This is a genomic window from Nocardia carnea NBRC 14403 (assembly GCF_000308515.1).
Classification (GTDB): domain Bacteria; phylum Actinomycetota; class Actinomycetes; order Mycobacteriales; family Mycobacteriaceae; genus Nocardia; species Nocardia carnea.
On sequence record NZ_BAFV01000041.1, the window covers coordinates 1 to 23092 of the forward strand.

A 23092-nucleotide genomic window follows, 5' to 3' on the forward strand; every position below is an offset into this window, starting at 1 on the left:
GATCAGCCGAAGAAGACCTCGCCGAGGGTGGTCCAGCCGAGGACCGAATCGACGGCCAGACCGCAGAACACCACGGCGAGGTAGTTGTTGGACTGCAGGAACAGGCGCAGCGGTTTCACCGATTCGCCGCGGCGGACACCCGAGTAGAGCTGATGCGCCATGAGCAGGAACCAGGCCCCGGCGACCAATGCCACCGCCGCGTAGATCACGCCGGTCGCCGGGACCAGTGCCAGGGTGGTGAGGACCGTGAGCCAGGTATAGATGACGATCTGTTTGGTCACGGCCTGCTCGGTGGCCACCACGGGCAGCATCGGCACGCCGGCGGCCCGGTAGTCCTCCTTGTAGCGCATGGCCAGCGCCCAGGTATGCGGCGGTGTCCAGAAGAAGATCACACCGAACAGGGCCAGCGCGGGCCAGCCGATATCCCCGGTCACCGCGGACCAGCCGACGAGTGCGGGCATACAGCCGGCCGCACCACCCCAGACGACGTTCTGCGCGGTGCGCCGTTTCAGGCCCAGTGTGTAGACGAAAACATAGAAGAGGATGGTGGCGACCACCAGCAGACCGCTGAGCAGATTCGCCTGCCACCACAGCCACGCGAAGGAGCCGATTCCCAGGACGACGCCGAAGACGAAGGCGTGCGAGGTAGGAACGGCATCGCGGGCCAGCGGCCGTTTGGCGGTCCGCTTCATCACTTTGTCGATATCGGCGTCGGCCACACAGTTCAGCGTGTTCGCGCTGGCCGCACCCATCCAGCCACCGAACAGGGTGGCCAGAATGAGCCCGATATCGACCTGGCCGCGGTCGGCCAGCAGCATGGTGGGAATGGTCGCGACCAGCAGCAGCTCGATCACACGCGGTTTGGTGAGAGCGAGATACGCCAGCGGGCGGCGGGCGATCCGGGCGAGTTTCGCACTGCCGAGGACGCGGTCCGCAGGTGCCGGGGCGGAATCGTGGGCGCCGCCGACCCCCGGGTCATGACCGATCCGCAACTGTCTCTCCTCGCACACTGTCGAACGGGCGCAGCCGGATCCACCTCGCTCGCAGCCACACCGGCCGGAGCAGAGCCGGAGGCCGCTGCGCATCGCATCCGGTTCGCGGGCGAGCAGCGCGCGGCTGCGACGCGGCTACTACTACACACGATGGTAGACCCAGGACCGCGACGCCCTGCCGCGCGCCCCTGCGACCCCGGCCACATTCCCGGGCTACGCCCCGCGGGAACGGCGGGTCCGTCTTGGCCGGGGGCCGTGCGCAGGGGCGGCCGGACGCATCTAGGGTATGGGGTGTATGCGGCGCCGCCGTCACCGCGCCGTACCGGTTCGCCGCCCCTGCCCGCCCCCTTTTCGACGCCTCGAAAATGTCAGGAGAAACACGGTCGTGTCAGTGACAGACGACATCCGCGCCCTCACCCAGCCGAACCTGCCGGACGACTGGACCGATCTGGACACCAAGGCCGTCGATACGGCCCGCGTCCTGGCCGCCGACGCCGTGCAGACCGCGGGCAACGGCCATCCGGGCACCGCTATGAGCCTGGCGCCGCTGGCGTACACGCTGTTCCAGCGGACCATGCGGCACGACCCCGCCGACCCGGAATGGGTCGGGCGCGACCGATTCGTGCTGTCCTGCGGCCATTCCAGCCTCACCCTCTACATCCAGCTGTACCTGGCGGGTTTCGGGCTGGAACTCGACGATCTGAAGAATCTGCGCAAATGGGGTTCGCTGACACCGGGACATCCGGAGTACCGGCACACCAAGGGCGTCGAGATCACCACCGGCCCGCTGGGCCAGGGGCTGGCGTCGGCGGTGGGTATGGCGATGGCGGCCCGCCGTGAGCGCGGCCTGTTCGATCCGGAGGCCGCGACCGGTGCGAGCCCGTTCGACCATCACATCTATGTGATCGCCTCCGACGGCGATATGGAGGAAGGCGTCACGTCCGAGGCCTCCTCGATCGCGGGCACCCAGCAGCTCGGGAACCTCGTGGTGATCTACGACGACAACAAGATCTCCATCGAGGACGACACCACCATCGCTTTCACCGAGGATGTGGCGGCCCGCTACGCGGCGTACGGCTGGCATGTCGAGGTGGTCGAGGGCGGCGAGGATGTCGTCGCGATCGAGGCGGCGCTGGCCGCGGCGAAGGCCGAAACCGATAAGCCGACGCTCATCCTGCTGCGCACCATCATCGGTTATCCCGCGCCGAACAAGATGAACACCGGCGCGGCGCACGGTGCGGCGCTGGGCGCGGACGAGGTGGCCGCCGCCAAACGTGCCCTGGGCTTCGATCCCGAGCAGACCTTCCAGGTCGACGACGATGTCATCGCGCACACCCGCAAGGCCGCCGAACGCGGCGCGAAAGCGCATGCCGGCTGGACCGTCGAATTCGACGCCTGGGCCCAGCGGGTGCCGCAGGGCAAGGTGCTGTTCGACCGGCTGTTCAACGGTCAGCTGCCGGACGGCTGGACCGACGGTCTGCCCACCTGGGAGCCGGACGCCAAGGGCCTGGCCACCCGGAAGGCTTCGGCCAAGGTCCTCGCCGCCGTCGGCCCGGTACTGCCGGAACTGTGGGGCGGTTCGGCCGACCTCGCCGAATCCAACAACACCACCATTCCGGAATCGATGAGCTTCGGTCCCGAATCCATCTCCACCGGAATGTGGAAGGCCAACCCGTACGGCCGCACCCTGCACTTCGGTGTCCGCGAGCACGCGATGGGGTCGATCCTCAACGGCATCGCCCTGCACGGACCCACCCGCCCCTACGGCGGCACCTTCCTGGTGTTCAGCGACTACATGCGTCCGGCGGTGCGGCTGGCCGCGCTCATGCGGGTGCCGGTGACCTACGTCTGGACCCACGATTCCATCGGTCTCGGCGAGGACGGCCCCACGCACCAGCCGATCGAGCATCTGGCCGCACTGCGCGCCATCCCTGGCCTGTCGGTGGTGCGCCCCGGTGACGCCAACGAAACCGCCTACGCCTGGCGCGCGGTGATCGAGAAGCACAGCGGTAAGCACAATTCGCCGTTCGTCTCCAGCGATGCCGTGGGCACCGGCGGCCCGGCCGCGCTGGCACTGACCCGGCAGGACTTGCCGGTACTCGAGGGCACCGACCTCGACGGCGTGTCCAAGGGCGGTTACATCCTCGCGGAGGCCTCCACCGGCGTTCCGCAGGTGATTCTGATCGGCACGGGCTCCGAGCTCCAGCTCGCCGTGGCCGCGCGCACTACCCTGGAGGAGCAGGGCATCGGCACCCGGGTGGTCTCGATGCCGTGCGTGGAATGGTTCGACGCGCAGGACAAGGCCTATCGCGACGAGGTGCTGCCGCCGGCAGTGGCCGCCCGGGTCGCGGTCGAAGCCGGTATCGCGATGCCGTGGCACCGGTTCACCGGCGATGCGGGCGAGATCGTGTCGATCGAGCATTTCGGCGCCTCGGCCGATTACAAGACCTTGTTCCGCGAGTTCGGCTTCACGCCGGAGGCTGTCGTGGCCGCTGCGCAGCGCACGCTCGACAATGTGAAGGGATAAGGGTTCATGGCACAGAACGAGAACGTCGCCGCCCTGGCCGCGGCCGGAGTGTCGGTGTGGCTGGACGATCTGTCACGCGATCGGATCAACTCCGGCAACCTCGCCGAATTGATCGCCACCCGCGGGGTCGTCGGGGTCACCACCAACCCGACCATCTTCCAGGGTGCCCTCAGCAAGGGGCACGCCTACGACGAGCAGGTCCGGGCGCTGGCCGCCCGCGGCGCCGATACCGACGCCGCCGTCCGCACCATCACCACCGACGATGTCCGCGCGGCCTGCGATGTGCTGGCCCCGGTCTTCGAACAGACCGGTGGCGTGGACGGGCGGGTCTCGATCGAGGTCGATCCGCGGCTGGCCTTCGACGCCGACAAGACGGTGGCCCAGGCCGTCGAACTGTGGAAGATCGTCGACCGGCCGAACCTGTTCATCAAGATCCCGGCCACCGAAGCCGGCCTGCCCGCCATCACCGCGGTCATCGAGGAGGGCATCAGCGTCAACGTGACCCTGATCTTCTCGGTACAGCGGTACCGCGCGGTCATGGGCGCCTACCTGGACGGGCTGCGTAAGGCCCGGGTCGCCGGGCATGATCTCGCCAAGATCCATTCGGTGGCTTCGTTCTTCGTCTCCCGGGTGGATTCGGAGATCGATAAGCGGCTCGAGGCGATCGGTACCCCCGAGGCCCTGGCACTGCGCGGTAAGGCAGGCGTGGCCAACGCCCGGCTCGCCTACGCCGAATACCTGGATGTCTTCGGCTCCGGTGGTGACCACGCCTCGACCTACAACCATCTGGCCTCCGCCGGCGCGAACCGGCAGCGACCGCTGTGGGCGTCGACCGGGGTGAAGAACCCCGAGTACCCGGACACCATGTACGTCACCGAACTGGTCGCCACGAATACGGTGAACACGCTGCCGGAGAAGACGCTCGAGGCCGTCGCCGATCACGGTCAGGTCCGCGGCGACACTGTCTCCGGGACCGCCGACGAGGCGGCCGGGGTCTTCGAGCAGCTCCGCGAGGTGGGTATCGATCTCGACGATGTCTTCGCAGTACTCGAACGCGAGGGCGTGGACAAGTTCGAGAAATCCTGGCAGGAACTGCTGGATGCCACCACAGCCGAATTGGCTGCCGCAGGAGGTAACTGACCCCGATGGCCGGCGCTCCGGAGAGCACAGTGACGGCGTCCGGCACCCCGTGGCGTAATCCGCTGCGGGACAGCCGCGACAAACGGATACCGCGGATCGCGGGCCCGTGCAGCATGGTGATCTTCGGAGTCACCGGAGATCTCTCCCGGCGCAAGCTCATGCCGGCCATCTACGATCTCGCGAACCGGGGGTTGCTGCCCCCGGGTTTCGCGCTGGTCGGTTTCGCCCGCCGCGAGATGTCGGACCGGGATTTCGGCGATATCGTCCACGACGCGGTGCGCGCGCATTCGCGGACTCCGTTCCGCCAGGAGGTCTGGGATCATCTGGCGGAAGGGTTCCGCTTCGTCCAGGGCACCTTCGAGGACGACAACGCCTTCGCGACGCTCGCCGATACCCTGGCCTGCCTCGATACCGAACGTGGTACCGGCGGTAATCACGCCTTCTACCTCTCGATCCCGCCCGATTCGTTCCCGGTCGTGCTCGATCAGCTGCATCGGCACCGGCTCACCAGCCGGCACGCCGATCAGGGGCCGGCACCGTGGCGGCGAGTGGTGATCGAGAAACCGTTCGGGCACGATCTCGACAGCGCCCGCGAGCTCAACGCATTGGTGAATCGGGTGTTCCCCGAGGAGACCGTTTTCCGGATCGACCACTATCTCGGCAAGGAGACGGTGCAGAACATTCTGGCGTTGCGTTTCGCGAACCAGCTGTTCGATCCGATCTGGAACGCCAACTATGTCGACCACGTGCAGATCACCATGGCCGAGGATATCGGCCTCGGCGGCCGGGCCGGCTACTACGACGGGATCGGCGCCGCCCGCGATGTGATCCAGAACCATCTGCTGCAACTGCTCGCGCTCACCGCCATGGAGGAGCCGATCAGCTTCGAACCCCGGCAGCTGCAGATGGAGAAGATCAAGGTCCTCTCCGCCACGAAACTCGTGGAACCGCTCGACGAAACGACCGCTCGCGGCCAGTATGCGGCCGGTTGGCAGGGCGGTCAGGAAGTGGTGGGGCTGCTGGACGAGGAAGGTTTCGACCCGCAGTCCCGCACCGAAACCTATGCCGCACTGACCCTCGAGGTCGATACTCGGCGCTGGGCCGGGGTCCCGTTCTATCTGCGGACCGGTAAACGCCTGGGCCGCCGGGTCACCGAGATCGCAGTGGTGTTCAAACGCGCCCCGCATCTGCCGTTCGACCAGACCATGACCGAGGAACTCGGCGAGAACGCACTCGTCATCCGTGTGCAGCCGGACGAGGGCATCACCATGCGCTTCGGTTCGAAGGTACCCGGATCGTCCATGGAAGTACGCGATGTGAACATGGATTTCAGCTACGGCGAAGCGTTCACCGAATCCTCCCCGGAAGCCTACGAACGTCTCATCCTCGACGTCCTGCTCGGCGAACCCTCCCTTTTCCCGGTCAATGCGGAGGTCGAATTGTCCTGGCGCATCCTCGATCCCGTACTCGCCCACTGGGCGGCCGACGGTAAACCCGAACAGTACGAGGCCGGGACCTGGGGCCCGGATTCCGCTGCCGAGATGCTGGCCCGCACGGGCCGGGAATGGCGGCGGCCGTGATCATCGATATCCCCGACACCACCACCGGCGCCGTCACCAAACGCCTGGTCCAGCTGCGCGAGAGCAACGGCGTGATCACCATGGGCCGAGTGCTGACCCTGGTCGTGTGCACGCTGGACAGTTCCGAAGCCGAGGGCGCCATCGACGCCGCCAACGACGCCAGCCGCGAACACCCCTGCCGGGTGGTCGTACTCGCCCGCGGGGACCGCTCGGCAGATACCCGGCTGGACGCGCAGATCCGGGTCGGCGGTGACGCCGGCGCCGCGGAGGTGATCGTGCTGCGTTTGCAGGGACAGCTGGTGAACCACGAAAGCAGCGTGGTGATCCCGTTCCTGCTGCCCGACACCCCGGTGGTGGCATGGTGGCCGCGGGGCGCACCGGAATTCCCGTCGAAGGATTCGGTGGGCCGGCTGGCGGCACGCCGGATCACCGACGCCACCTTCGCTCGCGACCCGCAGGCCACCATCAAGAAACGCCACAGCTCCTACGCCCCCGGCGATTCCGATCTCGCATGGAGCCGCATCACCTACTGGCGGGCCCTGCTGGCCGCCGCGATGGATGAGGCCCCGCACGAACCGGTGCAATCTGTGACGGTTTCCGGGCTGCGTGAAGAACCCGCGCTGGATATGCTCGCCGGCTGGCTCGCCCGGCGACTCGACTGTCCCGTGTATCGGACAACCGGCGATCTGGTGGTCGAACTCCATCGCCCGACGGTGTCGATCGCCATCGCCCGCCCGCAGACCGGGGTCACCGCGACACTCACCCGCACCGGTGAACCCGAACAGCGGATCGCGCTGGCACGCCGGGAGACCCGCGACTGCCTGGCCGAGGAACTACGCCGTCTGGACGCCGACGAAATCTATGCCGAAGCCCTCGCCGGAATCGAAAGGGTGACCTATGACCACCAGCCGTGACGCCGCCCCCGCCGCAACTGTGGATGTGCATCCCGACAACGACGCCCTGACCACCGCCGCCGCCCGCCGTTTCGTGGAAGTCCTGGTGGCGGCGCAGGCCGGACGCGGCACCGCGTCGGTGGTGCTGACCGGCGGCGGTACCGGTATCACCCTGCTGGAGAAGGTTCGCGCCGAACCGGGCGAGCTGGACTGGTCGAAACTCGATATCTTCTGGGGCGACGAACGTTTCGTCCCCGCAGGCGACCCCGAACGCAACGAACTCCAGGCACACCGCGCACTGCTCGACCACGTCCCTGTGGATCCCGCTCGCGTCCACACCGTGGCCACCTCCGACGGCGAATACCCGGACCCGGTCGAAGCGGCCGCCGAGTACGCCACCGCGGTCCGCGCCCACCTCGCCGCATCCGGCGGTTTCGACCTGCATCTGCTCGGCATGGGCCCGGACGGGCATATCAATTCGCTGTTCCCCGGGCACGCCGACACGATCCGCGAGGACCGCGAACCGGCCGTCGCGGTCACCGACTCCCCCAAACCACCCCCGGTCCGGGTCACCCTGACCTATCCGGCGATCCGGCGGTCACGACACGTCGTCCTGGTGGTGTCGGGCGCGAACAAGGCCGAGCCCGTCGCCGCCGCGCTGAACGGCGCCGACCCGCTCGAGATCCCCGCCGCGGGCGCTCACGGCACCGAATCCACCACCTGGATCCTCGACAAGGACGCGGCCGCCGCGATCCGCTGAACCGCCTGTCGGGGACCCGATCAGCGCTCGCGCGATGAACGTACCGTGACTGCCGATGACGGCGGTTCGTCCCCGTAGGCCGCCGACGATATCGGTCAGCGCGTCCACCGCACGCTCGGTGAGTTCGTCCAGGCTTTCGGCACCCGGGCGCGCCCACCGCGGATGCGCCCAGCTCTGCGCATTATGGCGCAGGACAACCTGGATTCCGTGCCACACCTGCGACACTGTGGCAGAAGCCGGCCCATCGATCAGTGCGAGGTGACCTCGAGTGAACAGTCAGCTCCCCTCCACAGCCGCTCGCCGGTGGCTGGTGATCGCGGCGGTGGCCTTCGGTGCCGCCGTCGCGGTCTACCTCCTCGCGGTGTGCACCGAGACAGGACAGCGGCTGGAGAACGCCGCGCTGCGAGGTGCCGACGAAGCGAGTTCACGCGACGCCGCGCAGGCCTCGCACGCATTGAACCAGATCACCGTCTATTCGCTGGGTGTCGCGGTGGTGCTCGTCGCCCTGATCGGCCTGCTGCGGCGGCGAATCGATCTCGCGGTGGCCGCGGTCGGGGTGATCGTCGGCGGGCAACTGGTCGTGCAGGTACTGAAACGCTACCTGCTACCGCGACCCGAACTCGTCGACGTCACCGCCGGTTACGCCCACAACAGCCTGCCGAGCGGTCACACCACCATCGCCATGACCGTCTTGTTCGCCACCGTGATCGTGGTGCCCTATCGCTGGCGTGGTGTGGCCATGCTGGTCGTACTGACCTGGGCGGTCGGTATCGGCCACTACACCCTGACCGCCAAATGGCACCGGCTCAGCGATACCCTCGCCGCCGATGCCATCGCCTTGGCCCTGGCCTGCCTTGTCTCCTGGTGGCTGGCCCGTCGAGAGGCGCTCGGTCGCGACGAGGGCCGCCCCCGGATCCTTCCGATCGTCCTCGCCACGTTGATGTCGGTCATGGCGTTGGTCACGCTGATCCTCGGCGGCATTCTGTGGGGTATCCCGCTCACACAGAAGGGCCTCGACACCGCGACCGGAGACTACGCCTGGGAAATCTATTTGGGCGCGACCGCCTTCGCCTCCGCAGGGTCGATCATCGCCGCCCTGATCTTCCTCGCCAGTTGGCGGCGAATCGACAGCACCGGCCGGATCGCCGATGCCGTGCCCGGCACCGCGCGCCCGGATGGCCGGGCGGAACACCGGCCGCGATCACCAGCGAGCCCAACGCCATTTCCCTGACCGCGACGGCTCGGCTCCATGCGCCACGACCCGACCGTCACGGGCGAGGATTCGACCGCCGATACGCAGCCAGGCCCGGCCGGTGCGCCGACGCGGGCATGGGAGTTGTTCACCGCGGCCCGCGGCCTGATGCGGCGATTGAGCCTCGCACAAGATCTTCCACTCGGGTGATCGGACCGCCTGCTTGACCGTTGGCATGCCGAGGCCGTTCTTGGGGTCCGATCAAGATAGCATCGGGGCCGGTACTAGGTCAGGACTGGAGATGCCTCGCAACAGACGTCCGCAGGATCGGGAAGAGAAGCGCGCGGAGATCGTGGTGGCTGCCCGGCGATTGTTCGTCGAGGAGGGATACGACGCGGCGTCGATGACGCGGATCGCCCGCGACGCCGGAGTGGTGTCGAATACGCTGTACTGGTACTTCCAGGACAAGGACGCGGTATTGATCGCGGTCCTCGATGCGGTCTTGGCCGACTCGATGGCCTCGTACAGCGAAGTGCTGGGCTCGGGGCTGGCTGATCGGCTGTTGTGGCTCGTCGAGGAATTGGAGCAATTGGGGCGATTGGTGAGCACGGTGCATACGCGCGCCGAGGAATCCGCGTCCATTCAGGAATGGCACGAGCAGTTCCACGCACTGGCCGAGGGATTGTTCCGGGCAGAGCTGATCGAGCTCGGCGTGCCCGCTGACGAAGTGGATCCGCTGGTCACGATCGGCGTTTTCCTTGTCGAGGGCTTGCTGACGCATCCGACGGATCGGGCTCAACGGCGCGCGGTGATCGAGACACTGCTGAACAGCGCTCGCAGTCTTGCCGCGGCCGCCCGTTGAGTGCCTGATCTCCCGCACGTCCACGAGCCCCGGGCACTACTGCGTAGTACGTACGGGGTAGTCGAATTGTGTCGCCAGGAAATAGAGTTGGTCACGCACGGCGCGTTCGAAGTGCTCGCCCACGTAGATGTCGAAGTGGTCGCACGGGTAGTTCTGGACGTGCACGTGTGCCAGGCCCTGCGCGCGACGCTTGGTGGCCTTCGCGGGCGCGGCCGCATCGTTGTCGCAGACACACAGCAGCGTCGGGGTGCTGGAGCGAGCCAGCGCGCGACCGGGCCGATCGAGCGGAAGGTGCAGCACCAGCCGTGCGGCCAGGGCGTTGGCGGCATCGAATTCGTCGTCCGGACCGCGCAGTACACCCCATATGCTGTCGCGACCGACACCGGTCACGGGTTCTTCCGCACCGTCGATCTCGGACAGCTCGATATTCTTCGACACCCGAGCCCGCACCGAGGGCAGCCGTTTCAACCACGCGCTGGTGCGCCGGGAGAGCCGGGTCCCCGCCGGCAGAAGTGCCGAAGCGCCGGCGAGGGCGTCGGGTGAGGCCACGAACGCGGGCATCCAGGACGTCCCCGCCATCGGCAACAGGATCGGCTTCGCGCCGAACCAAGAACCGACCGTGTCGAGGATGCCGACCACGGTCAGCGCTACCGCGCTCAGCGGGCCGGTCCGCAGACGTGAGCGCAACGACGCCGGTCCGTCGGTGAAGGGGCACTGAGCCACGACCGCTGCGATACGGGTGTCATCGGCGGCGACCCGAAGGACATGTCCGCCGCCGAATGAGCTGCCCCACAAAGCGATCCGGTCGATATCGACCTCCGGGAGCGTGCGCGCGAAGGCCAGGGCGGCATGCCAATCGGCGCGTTGGCGGCCGATATCGAGGAGCTGGCGCGGCGCTCCGCCGCTGGCCCCGAGGTGACGGTAGTCGAACACCAGCACCGACCACCCCGCCTCGGCGAACCGTTCCGCGTACGCATCCAGGCGCATCTCCCGCACCGCCCCGAGCCCGTGCCCCATGATCACCATCGGACGCGGGCCGTTCAGCTCGGATGCGGTGTACAGCCATGCCGCACACTCATCCTGGGCAGAGGGAAACGAGACCTCACGCCGCTGCACCGCTACCGCCTCGCGCCGATCGGCAGGCCCACTGATTTCCATGACTCGCGTCCTCCCACTCCACCACTGCTCTTCTTGGACGTCGTCCAAGAAGCAGGTCGCGGTTACGGTAAAGGCTTCTTGGGCGTCAGTCAAGAAGGCGGCAGCGGGGGCTCAGGTCTGCGTTGGCAGCAATCCAAGTGACGTCGGCGATGTCGATGATGCGGTGGCGGCTGCTGAAGGTAGCCCGGCCAGGGTGTCGGCGACCTCGATACGGTCGGCTCCACGCGTCCGGCACTGTTCATCAATTGACGCATTCTTGGACAGATGACGAAATAGTCATCGCTGGTCAGCGATGAACCCGGCCGAGGCGAGGGCCGCAGCCATCTCCGAATTCGTTGTTGCCGGTCAGAGGCCCGGCCCGACCGCGTGAACGGTTGAGCCGCCGAACTCGAGCCTGTAGACCGCAGGCATCGGCATCGCCTGCTGGAAAGCCCAGCTGACACCAGAGCATCCGAGCCCGATCAGCGCTCGCGCGACGAACGTGCCATGACTGCCGATGACCGCGGGTCGGCTTCGAAGTCCGTCGATGATATCGGTCAGGACGTGGACCGCGCGCTCGGTGAGTTCGAGCAGGCTTTCGGCACCCGGTCGCGCCCACTGCGGGTGGGCCCAGCTCTGCGCATAATGGCGCGCATAGTCGGGAGCTGGTTCGATTCCCGAATCCCACTCCCGTAGCCGCGGGTCGGTATGGATCGGTAGGTTCCATTGCTGGGCGGCAGGTTCGAGGGTTTGGACCGCGCGCAGGTAAGGGCTTGATATGACCACGCTGGGGTCGAGATCGGCGAGGGAGCCAGCGACCTGGTTTGCCTGAGCCCTGCCTATATCGGTCAACGGCCGCTGGTACTCGTCGGGTCCGTTCAGTGCGGGTGGGACAGATTGAGCGTGCCGCACCAGGAAGATCGAGGATCTCACAGGTGAAGTGTTTCACCATTCTGTGCGCGGCGTACGAGTCGAGCGCTCCGTCGAATCCGGTCCTTGGCACTCGGTGCAGGCCACCGACCTTGTCCATAAACTGATGCAACAACCCCTATTCGTGAATACTGGGCCGCTACGCGTCGGGAACCGGTCGTCGATCTTGTAGGGTTCCGGCCGACAGCAGCTGGTTCGGGGGTTGGATTGATGCGCATGAAGTTACGGCGATTCGGGCTCGTGTTGACTGCCGTCCTGGCGGCCGTCACCGGTGGTGCGGGTCTGGCGCACGCCGATCCAGTGCCGCCGGCCGCACCAGTGGCACTCACGCTTCCAGCGCCCACCGGGCCATATCCGGTGGGAGTCACGGAAGTTCACCTGGTCGATTCCGGCCGCGCTGATCCATGGCATCCAGATCAGCGCCGGGAGTTGATGGTCCAGATCTGGTACCCCGCTATCGCGGATCACACGGCGCCGCCGGCACCGTGGATGCCACCCGGCGGTCGTCAGGCGCAGAACACCTATCTCGACGAACTCGGAGTACCCGAGGGAAGCTGGATTCTCGGGCCCAGCAACAGCCACCGGGACGCGCCCGCCCTGCCCGATCACGGCCGGTTTCCGGTCTTGCTGAATTCCCCGGGGATGACCGACACCACCGGCTGGAGCACCGCCCAAGCCGAGGACCTCGCCGGCCACGGCTACGCCGTGGTGGCCATCAACCACACCCACGAAGCGTTCTCGGTGCACTTCCCCGACGGCCGGGAAGCAGTGACGGAGGTGCCGCTGGACTCTCCGCAGGAAGTGCTGCGCGACCTCCTGCTGCCGACCCGGGTAGCCGATACCCGGTTCGTGCTGGACCGGCTCGCCGAATTCGCCGGCGGAACTGACCCGCGACAGCTACTTCCGCCGTCCCTGGCCGCCCACCTGGATCTCTCGAAGGTCGGGATGTTCGGCCATTCACTCGGCGGGTCTACCACCGCCCAGGCGATCCACGACGACCCCCGGATCCGCGCCGGTGTCAACCTCGACGGTCCGATCCTCGGCTCGGTTGCCACCGACGGACTCGACCGCCCGCTGCTGATGCTGGCCAGCGGCAAATTTCCGTGGTCCGAGGATCCGGGCTGGCAGCCGGGCTGGCCGAACAACACCGGTCTGAAAGTCCCGCTGCGCGTGGAAGGCACCGAGCATATGTCCTTCTGCGACCAGCAAGCGATCCTGCCGCAGCTCGCCGCGGCCGGCTTGATCCCCGCGGACACCGCCACCCGAACTGTGGGCGGTATCGCCCCGGACCGGTCGATCGATCTGCAGCGCAACTATCTGCGCGCCTACTTCGACGCCGCCTTCGGGCGAATCGGAACGGACATCATCGGAACCATCACCGGCCTGGCGCAACCCGAAATGCTGCCCCAGCCCTGACCTGATCTATTGGACACCTGGCTATGCCAGTGAATGTGGCAGCGGATCCGGGCAGAAGTCAGCGATGCGGCCCCCGACGGAAGAAATCTGTGATCTGGCTCTCATAGGGGTGGATGTTGCCGCGGCGGCACAGTGTGAGGTGGTCGGGAGCGTCTGTGACGAGAGGATCCGATATGACCGACCCGGCCGGGCGAATCGCGCTCACCGACACCGATTACGCCCGCGCGGAGCAGATGCTCGCGCCGTACCGGGACCGGCTGCTCCCGCAGGCGGCGGTGGTCCCGCACTGGTCCGACGACGGTGCCCGGTTCTGGTACCGGTCAGGGGCGTATCACGTCCTGGTCGACCCGGCGGCGGGCACCCGCCGGAACGCGTGCGACCACGAGCGGCTCGCGGCGGCGCTGTCGCAGGCGTCCGGGCGCGCAGCGGTAGCCGACGACCTGCCGCTCGCCTCGGTGGAGTTCGAAGTTCCCGACCGAGATCCGGACGTGCTCCGCTTCTCGGCGTTCGACGCCCGGTGGGAGTGGTCGGACCGCGCCGGGACCTGCACGCAGGTCGAGGACGGCCCACCGGTGGGGGCGGGTGAGATCGCGTCACCGGACCGGGCGTGGGTGGCGTTCCGGCGAGACGGCAATGTGTGGGTGCGCAGCCGGGATGGTGAGCAGGAGTTCGCGCTGACCGGGGACGCCGAACCGCACTGGGACTACGGCGGGCTCCCCGAGGCAGCGACCAAGGTGAAGCTGCCCCTCCTTGGGATCGAATCGCTGCTCGTGGCAGCGTGGTCGCCGGACTCCACCCGGCTGATAACCCACCGGATCGACCAGCGCGGGCTGCCCGAACAGGTCTTGGTGGAAGCCGCCCCATCCGGCGGTGGACGGCCGGTGACGCACCGCGTGCGCTACCCGATGCCCGGTGACGTGGCGCAGGCGACGATGACGTGGCACGTGCTCGATGTCCGCACCGGGCAGAATGTGCCCGCGTCCGCCGGACCGGAGGTCCTGGTGTCTCCCTACGCCCTCGACCGGCGATGGTGGTCCGGGCAGAAGGGGAACGCTGTCCACCTCCTGCACCAGTCCCGCGACGGGCGCACCCTCGAACTGCGGCGCCTCGACCCCGAGACCGGTGCGATGACGACACTGATCACCGAGACCGGGCACACCCGGGTGGACCCCTCGCCGTACCTGCACGCACCGCCCGTGGTCCGCATCCTCGACTCCGGCGAGATCCTCTGGTGGTCCCAACGCGACGGCTGGGGACACCTCTACCGCTACTCGGCCGAGGGCGAACAGCTCGGGCGGGTCACCGCAGGTCAGTGGCTGGTCCGCCGGATCCTGCGGGTCGACGAGGACCTCGGCCACGTGTGGTTCCTCGCCTGTGGACTGAACGAGGACCCTTACCTCCGCCAGATCTGCCGGGTCGACCTCGACGGCGGCGGGTTCGTGCGGATCACCGACGACGACCTCGACCACGACGCCGTCGCCCCGCCCCGCGGCGACTACCTCGTCGATCGCGCCTCGACCGTCGCCCTCCCGCCCCGCACGAGAGTGCTCGGCGACGACGGCCAGGTGCTGGTCGAACTCGAGGCACCGGAGGCGACCGCGCTGGAGGCAGCCGGGTGGAGCCCACCCGAGCGGTTCCGAACGACCGCCGCCGACGGGCACACGCCGATCTATGGGCTGTTGTGGCGCCCCCACGGTTTCGACCCGGCACGACGCTATCCCGTCGTCGACCACACCTACCCCGGCCCCAATATCCACCGGGCCTCACCGGCGTTCGGCGACCTGTTCACCGGGGAGCCCGAGGCGCTGGCCGCGCTCGGGTTCGCAGTCGTCGCCCTCGACGGCCGAGGCACCCCGGTGCGCAGCAAGGCGTTCCTCGACCACTCCTACGGCGACCTGGGCATGACCGCTGCGCTGGACGACCACGTCGCCGCCATCCGCGAGCTCGGGCGGCGCCACTCCTGGCTCGACACCGACCGGGTCGGGATCACCGGCCACTCCGGCGGCGGATTCTTCACCGCCCGGGCCCTGCTGACCAAGCCAGAGTTCTACTCGGTGGGGGTCGCTCAGGCCGGAGCCCACGACTTCTCGATCTACCTGCCGTTCTGGGTGGAGCAGAACCACGGGGAAGTCACCGAGGAGAATCGCCCGGCGCTTATCAATACGCTGCACGCCGGCAACCTGCGCGGCAAGCTCCTGCTGATCGACGGCGAACTCGACGACAACGTCCTGCCCCACCAGAGCATGCGCCTGGTCGACGCACTCATCGACGCCGACGCCGATTTCGATATGCTCATCGTCCCCGGGGTCGAGCACAGCTTCCACGGCCGATACCACTACGTCACCCGACGTACCTGGGACTACCTCGTGCGGCACCTGCACGGCACCGAACCCCCGGCCTATCGCCTCGCGCCGTTCCCTGCGATGCCCGAGTGGGCCGTTCATCCGTCCTGACACCTGCCCCAACTGTCGTGGAGACGACGTCCGCTCCGCGGGCCACACCATATTCGTCGCCGCCTGAACCGTCCGTCACCCCCGGACTCGACCTGCAACGCCTGCCCGAGCATCCCGGCGGCGGAAGCGATAGCGAAGCGGCACTCCGGATGAAGCCGGCGCGCGTTCTCGATCACGGCCTCGGGGAACATCGGTACAGCGGTTATCGGTGAGAACGATCACGGTCCGGGCCGTGCGAGTGTGGCCGCCCCTGCTTCAGGATGGACTTCCTGTTCCGTCATGATTCCGGGCCTCGGTTATGCAGGCGTGCAGCCGGTTGCGCACGTCCCGCAGGTCCGTCATCTGCCGGTCGAGGCGGTCGCGTTCGGCCGCGAGCAGCTCCAGCAGTTCCGGTGACGTCTCACCGGAGTCGGCGAACGGCAGCACCTCGCGGATGGTTCTGCTGGGCAAGCCCACGGAGTAGAGCTGCTGGATAAGCCTGACCCGTTCGACGGCACCGGCCGGATACTGGCGCTGGCCACCCGGATTCCGGGTGGAGTGCAGCAGGTCCTGCTGCTCGTAGTAGCGCAGCGCCCTGACGCTGACGCCCGCCTTCGCGGCGACCTCTCCGATCCGCATCCCGGCCTCCTGACTCGACTCCACGTCTGGCTTGCACCTGACGTCGGCGTCAGGTTTTAGGGTAGCGGACACGGCACGAACCACCCCTTACAAACTCTGGATCAGGCCTGTGACCAGCACATCTCCGACTCACTCCGCAGGATCCCAGGAAGGATCAGCAATGTTCATCAGGAACACGTCCGTGATCGCCGAAAGCGCAGCGGGGTCGGCATGACCAACATCAACAAAACCGTCGTCGTCCTGGGCGCCACGGGGCAGCAGGGAGGATCGGTCGCCGCTGCGCTGCGGGCCGACGGCTGGATGGTGCGCGCGGTCGTGCGCGATCCGTCCGGCTACCGGGCCCGGTCCCTCTCCGCCGCCGGCGTCGAAACTGTCCGCGGTGACCTCGGGGATCCGGAGTCGCTCCGCGCGGCCTTCGCCGACGCCCACGGTGTCTTCAGTGTCCAGCCGAACTCCGGCCAGGCCGGCGCCGGCGTGACCAACGAGGACGAGGTCCGCTTCGGCAGGGCGGTGGCCGATATCGCCGAGCATTCCGGCGTCGCCCACCTTGTCTACAGCTCGGCGGTCACCGCGGGCTCGACAACGGGCGTCGACCATCTCGACACCAAGAGCCGTATCGAGGCCCATGTCCGGAATCTCGACATCGCCGGCACCATCATTCGGCCGGCCACGTTCATGGAGCTCCTGGTGACCTCCGAAATCGGCCTCGACCCGGGACACCTGTCCTTCCTGATGCGCCCCGACCAGGCCATGCAGTTCATCGCGGTACGCGACATCGGCCGCATCGTCGCCGCGGTCTTCGGCTCACCCGAAAGCTACGCCGGCCGCACCATGGAGATCGCCGGTGACGCTCTCACCGGCAACGCCCTGGCCGGGCATCTGACCCAGGCCGCCGGTCGACCGATCAGCTACAGCCGCCTGCCGGCACAGGACGAGGTCCTCAGCAAGTTGGAAGCACTGGTAGACGACGGCAGGCTGGCGGGGAACGCGAACCTCGACGCCTTGCGCACGGAGTTCCCGTTCCTGCTGCGCTTCGACCGCTGGCTGGCGGGCCCTGGTGCGGGCCTCCTCGATGAGGCGCTGCGTTCCACGGACACGGGAATCGCTCCGCGCTGAACGCGGCCCTTCCAGGCATTGGGGAGCATCAGTACAGCGGGTGGCGCCGGGTACGCCCAACGAGGTTGCCGCACAGGGTGGTTCATGATTCAGGACGAAACAGCGATCCACTCGCACCCTCGCTGTTGCCAGAGCTCATGCGACGCAGTATTCGACCTCGAGTTCCTCGAGGCCGACCGATCAGGAGGCGAGTATGGACGTCGGCGCCGACGGGTATCGCCTGTTCGGCAACCTGCGGTGCAGAGGAACGACAGGGGCGATCGGGGTTCGGGCACGCCGCGACTTGCCGTGTCCGGACACCTCGAGCTTCCGGTCCGCGCCTTAGGCTCGTAACGGTGATGGTCCGGTGAATATCGACGAGGCCGAACAGCAGTTCCGCGCGGAGATCGCGGGACTGCAAACTGCAGCGCCTTCACCAGGTCATGAACTCGCGCCCGGGATCACCGGTGCCCGGTGCCTCGACCTTTTCACCGCGCAGGTGCTGAGCAGGCAGGCCGACCTGGCGGCCCGGCGATTAGGGGCGAGCGGGCAAGGGTTCTACAGCATCGGATCGTCGGGGCATGAGGGCAACGTCGCCTTGGCCGCCGCGAGCCGCGTCACCGACCCAGTCATGCCGCATTACCGTTCCGGTGCACTGTTCGTCGAGCGGGTGCGCCGGGCGGGCGGTATGCATCCGGTACGGGACCTCCTACTCGGAGTGGTCGCCGCCGCTACGGACCCCATCTCCGGCGGCCGGCACAAGGTGTTCGGCAGTGCGGCGGCCCACATCATCCCGCAAACCTCGACCATCGCTTCCCAGCTACCGCGCGCGGTAGGGCTCGCGTTCGCGATCGACCGCGCCACCCGGCTCGGACTCGACTGCCCTTGGCCACGAGACGCGGTGGTGCTGTGCAGTTTCGGCGATGCCTCGGCCAACCATTCGACCGCCACCGGGGCGATCAACGCCGCGGTGCATACGGCGTATCTCGGTGTGCCGGTTCCGGTGCTGTTCGTCTGCGAGGACAACGGGATCGGGATCAGTGTCCCCACCCCGCCGGAGTGGATCGAGCAGGCCTACGGTCACCGGCCGGATCTGCGCTATTTCAGCGCGGACGGGTGCGATCTCCTCGACGCGGTCACCGTCGCGTCCACCGCCGTGGATTGGGTGCGCGCGCAGCGACGGCCGGCGTTCCTGCGCCTGCGTACGGTGCGGTTGTTCGGGCATGCCGGATCGGATGTGGAGTCCGCCTATCGCGACAGTGCCGCGATCGCCGCCGATCTGGCCCGCGACCCGGTTACCGCCACCGCTCGACTGCTGGTTTCTGCGGGAATCCGGACTCCGCAGGAGATCCTCGACGATTACGACCGCCTGGCCGCGCAGGTGACCGCCACGGCCGAAGACGTATGCCGGGAACCGAAACTCGGCTCGGCGGACCAGGTGATCGCACCGCTGGCGCCATCTCGCCCGGACGCGGTGCGCACCGACGTCCGGCGTTCCGGCCCGCTGCCCCGGCACCCGGGCGCGCCGCACGAGACCGGCAGCCGCGACGCCGCCGACGGCGCGTTGGCGGCCGCCGCCCCCGAGATACCCGGCGCCGGCCCCGACCACGAGATGCCCGTCCACGGCGGCCGCGGTCCGGATGCGGCGCGAGTTCGCCGCGATCAGCGGGCCGGGCAGGCTCGGAACTCAACCGCCGAGTATGAGCGGCACCCGGCGCCCGGGCAGGACACCCATGCGGACAGCGCGCACCATGCCCCCCTGAAATCGGCTACGGACCGCCCCTGCCCCGACAGCTCGGAGGCACCGGCTGCGAACCCGCTGACGCTGGCGCAGGCACTCAACCACACGCTCGCCGAAGTGCTGGCCCGCGACGGCGATATTCTCGTTTTCGGCGAGGACGTCGCACGAAAAGGCGGTGTCTACGGGGTCACCAAAGGACTTCGCAAGCGATTCGGCGCACGCCGGGTATTCGATACCTTGCTCGACGAACAGAGCATTCTCGGTACGGCACTCGGCGCCGGACTCGCGGGGTTCGTCCCGATCCCGGAAATCCAATACCTGGCCTACGTGCACAACGCCCTGGACCAGTTGCGAGGCGAGGCGGCCACCCTGTCGTTCTTCTCGGCCGGCCGGTACCGCAATCCGATGGTGGTGCGGATCGCCGGCTACGGCTACCAGCGAGGTTTCGGCGGGCATTTCCACAACGACAATTCCGTGGCCGCGCTGCGCGATATCCCCGGGCTCATCGTGGCTTCGCCGTCTCGCCCCGACGATGCGGCGGCCGTACTCCGCACCTGTGTTTCGGCGGCACGGGTGGACGGGCGGGTCTCTGTGCTGCTCGAACCCATCGCGCTTTATCACACCCGAGACCTGTATGAACCGGGTGACGACCGATGGGCCGCCCCCGTCACCGGCGACCATGTGCCCGTCGGGCGGGCCCGCGTGTACGGCGAAGGAACCGATCTGACGATCGTCGCCTTCGCCAATTCCGTTCCCATGAGCCTGCGGGTCGCCCGCCGCCTCGCGCAGCACGGAATCACCACCCGTGTTCTCGACCTCCGCTGGCTGTCCCCGCTCCCCCACGACGATCTGCTGCGGCACGCCGAAGCCACCGGCCGCGTTCTCGTCGCCGACGAGACCCGGCGCAGCGGCGGAATCAGTGAATCGGTATGCGCGGCACTGGTGGACGGCGGGTTCACCGGAGCCCAGGCCCGGGTGACCAGTGCGGACAGTTTCGTCCCTCTCGGCCCGGCCGCGGCGTCGGTCCTGCTGAGCGAAACCGATATCGAAGCCGCCGCCCACCGTTTGATCGCCGGCACAGGGCATCCCCGGCCCGCGTGAATCCAAACCGCTATCCGGCGATTCCACCGGCGAACGGCAGCTCACGCCACTGTGCGAGGGCAGGGTACAGATAGTCGTGCAGGACCGGCTGTTGCGGTACGAGGGCCAGGCAGGCGATAACCCGCAGCATGCCCACCGCGTTCACGAATCGCAGTACACCGGCGTCCAACGGGCGGATGCCGTTGCGCCGGGCACCGTTGTCGTAGGCGGCCTCCAGTTCGGGGCCGAGACCCGCCAGATCCCATTCGACCGGGCCCAGGGTGACGAGTTCGAAATCGGCGAACAGGTGTCCGTCCACACCGGGGAAGATGTTTGCCGGCGGCGAATCACCGTGCACGGGCTGCAGGTCGATCCCGGGGAAGAGATCCTCGAAAGCCTGCCGGGAACGGACCAGCGGGGCGAGAACGCGCCACTCGCGGCGTGCCCGATCCAGATCGGCGGCGTCGAGCAGATCCGGGTGTTCGCCGAGGACCGTGAGACTTTCGGTGACGAAATCCGGTTCGGCCGCGGACAGGAACGGCAGCGATCCCGGATACGCCCGTAGCGCGGCGTGCAGATCGGCCACGAGATCACAGTTCACCGCATAGTCGGGCGATGCGCCCCGATCTTCTTCTGCGTACTGCCAGAACGTCATCGAGAATCCGTCGCGCCGGACAGGTTCCCGCGGTACGTCCGGACTCGGCGCGATCACCGGGACCCCCTGCCCGGCAAGCCACGTCGTCACCTCCAGCTCCGCCTGCTGGCGCCTCCCCAGTGACGCGAGCTGAGCCGGCGACAACACAGTGGGGACTCGCGCCACCACGGGCGCGGGACCGAGATGCACCACCACCGAGAACATATCGTGCAGCACAGCGGCATCTGTCACCACGAGCCCGAGATCGCGGGCAGCGCCGACCGCCGCATCGACGGCAGCGGACGTACGGCGGGCAAGCTCCTGCGGCGTCGCGAAATCGGTCACGCCGGAATCGTCGCACGTCCCGGGCCGGCGCCCGGCCCCCTCCCCGCTTGTCGCAGCCGTTCACCCACCGACGGCTACCCGCTCCCGATCTCGCCAGGTCGCCCGGGCGACACGCTCGAAATTCCGGCCGAGCACCGCGCCGATATCGCTATCGGACCAGCCCCGCGCACGGAGATGGCTGCCCAGGGCGACGAATGTTTCCGGCGGCATCCAACGAATGGGACCCCAACGCGTATACGACTCGTCGAACAAGTCCGGGTTCGCGGCCACTTCCGCCCGGAAGTCCTCGGCATCGAACGAGTGGTCGGTACTCACGCCGACATGGTCGATTCCCACCAGTTCGACGGCATATTCGAGATGGCTGATCATGGCCTCCGGAGTCGGGGTATTCGGGCCCAGGAAAATACCGACGCCGGTGATCCCCACGACGCCCCCGGTCTCCGCACAGGCCCGCGCTTGGTCATCGGTGACGTTCCGTGGGTGATCCCATACCGAACGCATGCACGAGTGGCTGTACACCACGGGCAATGCGGAGGCTTCGCACATATCCAGCCCGGTGCGTTCGCTGCAATGCGACCCGTCGGGCACCATCCCGGCGGCGTTCATTTCTTCGACCAGCGCGCGACCCCACCCGGTCAACCCGGTGTCCTCGGTATCCAGGCAACCACAGCCGGCCCGGTTCGCATGGTTGTAGGTGGGCACCAGTGTGCGGACACCCAAGTCGGCGAAGGCGTGCACGTTGGCCAGGTCACCGTCGAGAGGGTTGGAGTCCTCGAGATCGAAGGCCACGGCAATACGTCCCGTCGCGCCGACGGCCTCGATATCATCGACTGCAGCGATCACCGCCAGCTCCGGGTGGCGGGTTACGGCGGTCCGGTAGTAGTTCAGCAGCGCGACCGAATCCGCGAAGCTGTGTGGCGAGTACCCGGCGTTGACCGAGACGAACGTCGGTCCCGGACGCCCGAAGCGGGACAGTACGCCCACATCCGTTCCGACCTGTAGGGGCAGGCATGCGTGCTGGTCCCAGAGCAAGTTCATGGTTCGGATACTGCCTGCCCGCGGAACATTCACAGCAGCCGCCGCTGGACGGCATCGGCCATGATCGTGTCCACGATCCGGCCGACCGCCGCGGTGTCCGGACGTGCCGGGGCGCCCGCGAACAGTAGATGTCCGGCACCGATCAGCGATAGCGCCAGGGTCTCGGTGTCCGCATCGGCAGCGATACGGCCCTGTGCGCATTCGTCGGCCAGGTAGGCGGCGAGCATGGCACCGGCCTCGGTGAGGACGGGCAGACCGGGTGCGGTCCGGCGTAGTCGCGTGCGTAATTCGTCCCGGGCCACGATAAGGGCCACGACCGCCACCGCGACCGGGTCGAAAAGCTCGAGCAAGGCCTCGGTGAGGTTGTCCTTCACGGTCCCGGTGCCGGCGGATGTGCGCAGGGTTCCCGCCTGGTCCGCGAGCCGGGCGAGCCGGCCTTCGACGAGTTCGGCGAGGAACGCATCGAAATCGGCGAAGTACCTGTGCAGGACGCCCTTGGCCACTCCGGCTTCGGTGGTGACGGCGCGGCTGGTCAGGGCGTTCGCCCCATCCCGCAGCAGGATGCGTTCGGCCGCGTCGAACAACTGCTGACGCGCGTCTCGGATATGCACACCGGTCGGCACCGAGTCCGTCCCTTCATGGTTCCGGCCCACCGATTG

18 protein-coding genes and 1 pseudogene are annotated in these 23092 nt (G+C 67.9%); 11 read left to right on the forward strand and 8 right to left on the reverse strand.

The window, feature by feature from the left end:
- Positions 1 to 2: 2 nt before the first annotated feature.
- On the reverse strand, positions 3 to 899 hold the full coding sequence (locus ON22_RS15490; protein WP_231508164.1) for a heme o synthase: 897 nt from the start codon (positions 897 to 899) through the stop codon (positions 3 to 5).
- A gap of 478 nt (positions 900 to 1377) precedes the next feature.
- Here ON22_RS15490 and tkt point away from each other — a divergent pair, with 478 nt between their 5' ends.
- From tkt to pgl, 5 genes are read left to right on the forward strand one after another with little or no spacing between them, the layout of a single operon-like run.
- Positions 1378 to 3519 (forward strand): transketolase, encoded by a 2142-nt coding sequence (tkt, locus tag ON22_RS15495; protein WP_033241661.1) that lies wholly within the window; start codon positions 1378 to 1380, stop codon positions 3517 to 3519.
- 6 nt (positions 3520 to 3525) lie between these two features.
- Positions 3526 to 4659: a transaldolase gene (gene tal / locus ON22_RS15500; protein WP_033241660.1), complete on the forward strand. Its 1134-nt coding sequence runs from the start codon at positions 3526 to 3528 to the stop codon at positions 4657 to 4659.
- Positions 4660 to 4664: 5 nt separating this feature from the next.
- On the forward strand, positions 4665 to 6239 hold the full coding sequence (zwf, locus tag ON22_RS15505; RefSeq protein WP_051157670.1) for a glucose-6-phosphate dehydrogenase: 1575 nt from the start codon (positions 4665 to 4667) through the stop codon (positions 6237 to 6239).
- On the forward strand, positions 6236 to 7153 hold the full coding sequence (gene opcA / locus ON22_RS15510) for a glucose-6-phosphate dehydrogenase assembly protein OpcA (RefSeq protein WP_174375589.1): 918 nt from the start codon (positions 6236 to 6238) through the stop codon (positions 7151 to 7153). The genes zwf and opcA overlap by 4 nt, the downstream gene beginning before the upstream one ends.
- Positions 7137 to 7892 (forward strand): 6-phosphogluconolactonase, encoded by a 756-nt coding sequence (gene pgl / locus ON22_RS15515; RefSeq protein WP_051157671.1) that lies wholly within the window; start codon positions 7137 to 7139, stop codon positions 7890 to 7892. Before opcA ends, pgl begins: the two co-directional genes overlap by 17 nt.
- A 33-nt stretch (positions 7893 to 7925) precedes the next feature.
- Here pgl and ON22_RS38540 read toward each other — a convergent pair.
- Positions 7926 to 8117, reverse strand: a pseudogene (locus ON22_RS38540) (histidine phosphatase family protein); the annotation flags it as partial.
- Between the two features lie 43 nt (positions 8118 to 8160).
- Here ON22_RS38540 and ON22_RS15520 point away from each other — a divergent pair.
- Together ON22_RS15520 and ON22_RS15525 are read left to right on the forward strand one after the other, a co-directional pair.
- The gene (locus ON22_RS15520) at positions 8161 to 9123 is read left to right on the forward strand and encodes a phosphatase PAP2 family protein (protein ID WP_051157672.1); all 963 of its coding nucleotides are present in this window, start codon (positions 8161 to 8163) and stop codon (positions 9121 to 9123) included.
- A 262-nt stretch (positions 9124 to 9385) separates the two neighbouring features.
- On the forward strand, positions 9386 to 9946 hold the full coding sequence (locus ON22_RS15525; protein WP_033241658.1) for a TetR/AcrR family transcriptional regulator: 561 nt from the start codon (positions 9386 to 9388) through the stop codon (positions 9944 to 9946).
- Positions 9947 to 9982: 36 nt separating this feature from the next.
- Here ON22_RS15525 and ON22_RS15530 read toward each other — a convergent pair whose 3' ends face one another.
- Complete coding sequence (locus ON22_RS15530) at positions 9983 to 11104, reverse strand: alpha/beta hydrolase (RefSeq protein WP_051157673.1); 1122 nt, start codon at positions 11102 to 11104, stop codon at positions 9983 to 9985.
- A gap of 345 nt (positions 11105 to 11449) precedes the next feature.
- Positions 11450 to 12016: a histidine phosphatase family protein gene (locus ON22_RS15535; RefSeq protein WP_051157674.1), complete on the reverse strand. Its 567-nt coding sequence runs from the start codon at positions 12014 to 12016 to the stop codon at positions 11450 to 11452.
- Between the two features lie 213 nt (positions 12017 to 12229).
- On the opposite strand from ON22_RS15535, the gene ON22_RS15540 reads away from it, so the two are divergent.
- Together ON22_RS15540 and ON22_RS15545 are read left to right on the forward strand one after the other, a co-directional pair.
- Positions 12230 to 13429 carry an alpha/beta hydrolase family protein gene (locus tag ON22_RS15540; RefSeq protein ID WP_051157675.1) on the forward strand — a complete coding sequence of 400 codons (1200 nt, stop codon included), beginning with the start codon at positions 12230 to 12232 and terminating at the stop codon, positions 13427 to 13429.
- A gap of 173 nt (positions 13430 to 13602) precedes the next feature.
- Positions 13603 to 15882: a S9 family peptidase gene (locus ON22_RS15545; RefSeq protein ID WP_033241655.1), complete on the forward strand. Its 2280-nt coding sequence runs from the start codon at positions 13603 to 13605 to the stop codon at positions 15880 to 15882.
- A 255-nt stretch (positions 15883 to 16137) separates the two neighbouring features.
- On the opposite strand, the gene ON22_RS15550 is transcribed toward ON22_RS15545, so the two are convergent.
- Entirely contained in the window at positions 16138 to 16500 is a 363-nt protein-coding gene (locus ON22_RS15550; protein ID WP_033241654.1) for a MerR family transcriptional regulator, read from the reverse strand.
- A gap of 210 nt (positions 16501 to 16710) precedes the next feature.
- On the opposite strand from ON22_RS15550, the gene ON22_RS15555 reads away from it, so the two are divergent.
- Positions 16711 to 17616, forward strand: a complete 906-nt coding sequence (locus tag ON22_RS15555; protein WP_033241653.1) for an NmrA/HSCARG family protein — start codon at positions 16711 to 16713, stop codon at positions 17614 to 17616.
- A gap of 346 nt (positions 17617 to 17962) precedes the next feature.
- Positions 17963 to 20437: a thiamine pyrophosphate-dependent enzyme gene (locus ON22_RS15560; protein WP_033241652.1), complete on the forward strand. Its 2475-nt coding sequence runs from the start codon at positions 17963 to 17965 to the stop codon at positions 20435 to 20437.
- A 10-nt stretch (positions 20438 to 20447) separates the two neighbouring features.
- Here the strand turns inward: ON22_RS15560 and ON22_RS15565 are convergent, their stop codons facing one another.
- From ON22_RS15565 to ON22_RS15575, 3 genes are read right to left on the reverse strand one after another with little or no spacing between them, the layout of a single operon-like run.
- A complete protein-coding gene (locus ON22_RS15565; protein WP_033241651.1) occupies positions 20448 to 21395 on the reverse strand; it encodes a phosphotransferase in 948 nt (315 codons plus the stop codon).
- A 60-nt stretch (positions 21396 to 21455) separates the two neighbouring features.
- Complete coding sequence (locus ON22_RS15570; RefSeq protein ID WP_033241650.1) at positions 21456 to 22433, reverse strand: dipeptidase; 978 nt, start codon at positions 22431 to 22433, stop codon at positions 21456 to 21458.
- A 29-nt stretch (positions 22434 to 22462) separates the two neighbouring features.
- Positions 22463 to 23056, reverse strand: a complete 594-nt coding sequence (locus ON22_RS15575) for a TetR/AcrR family transcriptional regulator (RefSeq protein ID WP_033241649.1) — start codon at positions 23054 to 23056, stop codon at positions 22463 to 22465.
- Positions 23057 to 23092: the final 36 nt, after the last annotated feature.

Excerpts from the sequence above, each read along its gene's own strand:
- tal (WP_033241660.1), top strand. The coding sequence starts at position 3,526 with ATGGCACAGAACGAGAACGTCGCCGCCCTGGCCGCGGCCGGAGTGTCG.
- zwf (WP_051157670.1), top strand. The coding sequence starts at position 4,665 with ATGGCCGGCGCTCCGGAGAGCACAGTGACGGCGTCCGGCACCCCGTGG.
- pgl (WP_051157671.1), top strand. The coding sequence starts at position 7,137 with ATGACCACCAGCCGTGACGCCGCCCCCGCCGCAACTGTGGATGTGCAT.
- ON22_RS15525 (WP_033241658.1), top strand. The coding sequence starts at position 9,386 with ATGCCTCGCAACAGACGTCCGCAGGATCGGGAAGAGAAGCGCGCGGAG.
- ON22_RS15530 (WP_051157673.1), bottom strand. The coding sequence starts at position 11,104 with ATGGAAATCAGTGGGCCTGCCGATCGGCGCGAGGCGGTAGCGGTGCAG.
- ON22_RS15540 (WP_051157675.1), top strand. The coding sequence starts at position 12,230 with ATGAAGTTACGGCGATTCGGGCTCGTGTTGACTGCCGTCCTGGCGGCC.
- ON22_RS15545 (WP_033241655.1), top strand. The coding sequence starts at position 13,603 with ATGACCGACCCGGCCGGGCGAATCGCGCTCACCGACACCGATTACGCC.
- ON22_RS15550 (WP_033241654.1), bottom strand. The coding sequence starts at position 16,500 with ATGCGGATCGGAGAGGTCGCCGCGAAGGCGGGCGTCAGCGTCAGGGCG.
- ON22_RS15555 (WP_033241653.1), top strand. The coding sequence starts at position 16,711 with ATGACCAACATCAACAAAACCGTCGTCGTCCTGGGCGCCACGGGGCAG.
- ON22_RS15570 (WP_033241650.1), bottom strand. The coding sequence starts at position 22,433 with ATGAACTTGCTCTGGGACCAGCACGCATGCCTGCCCCTACAGGTCGGA.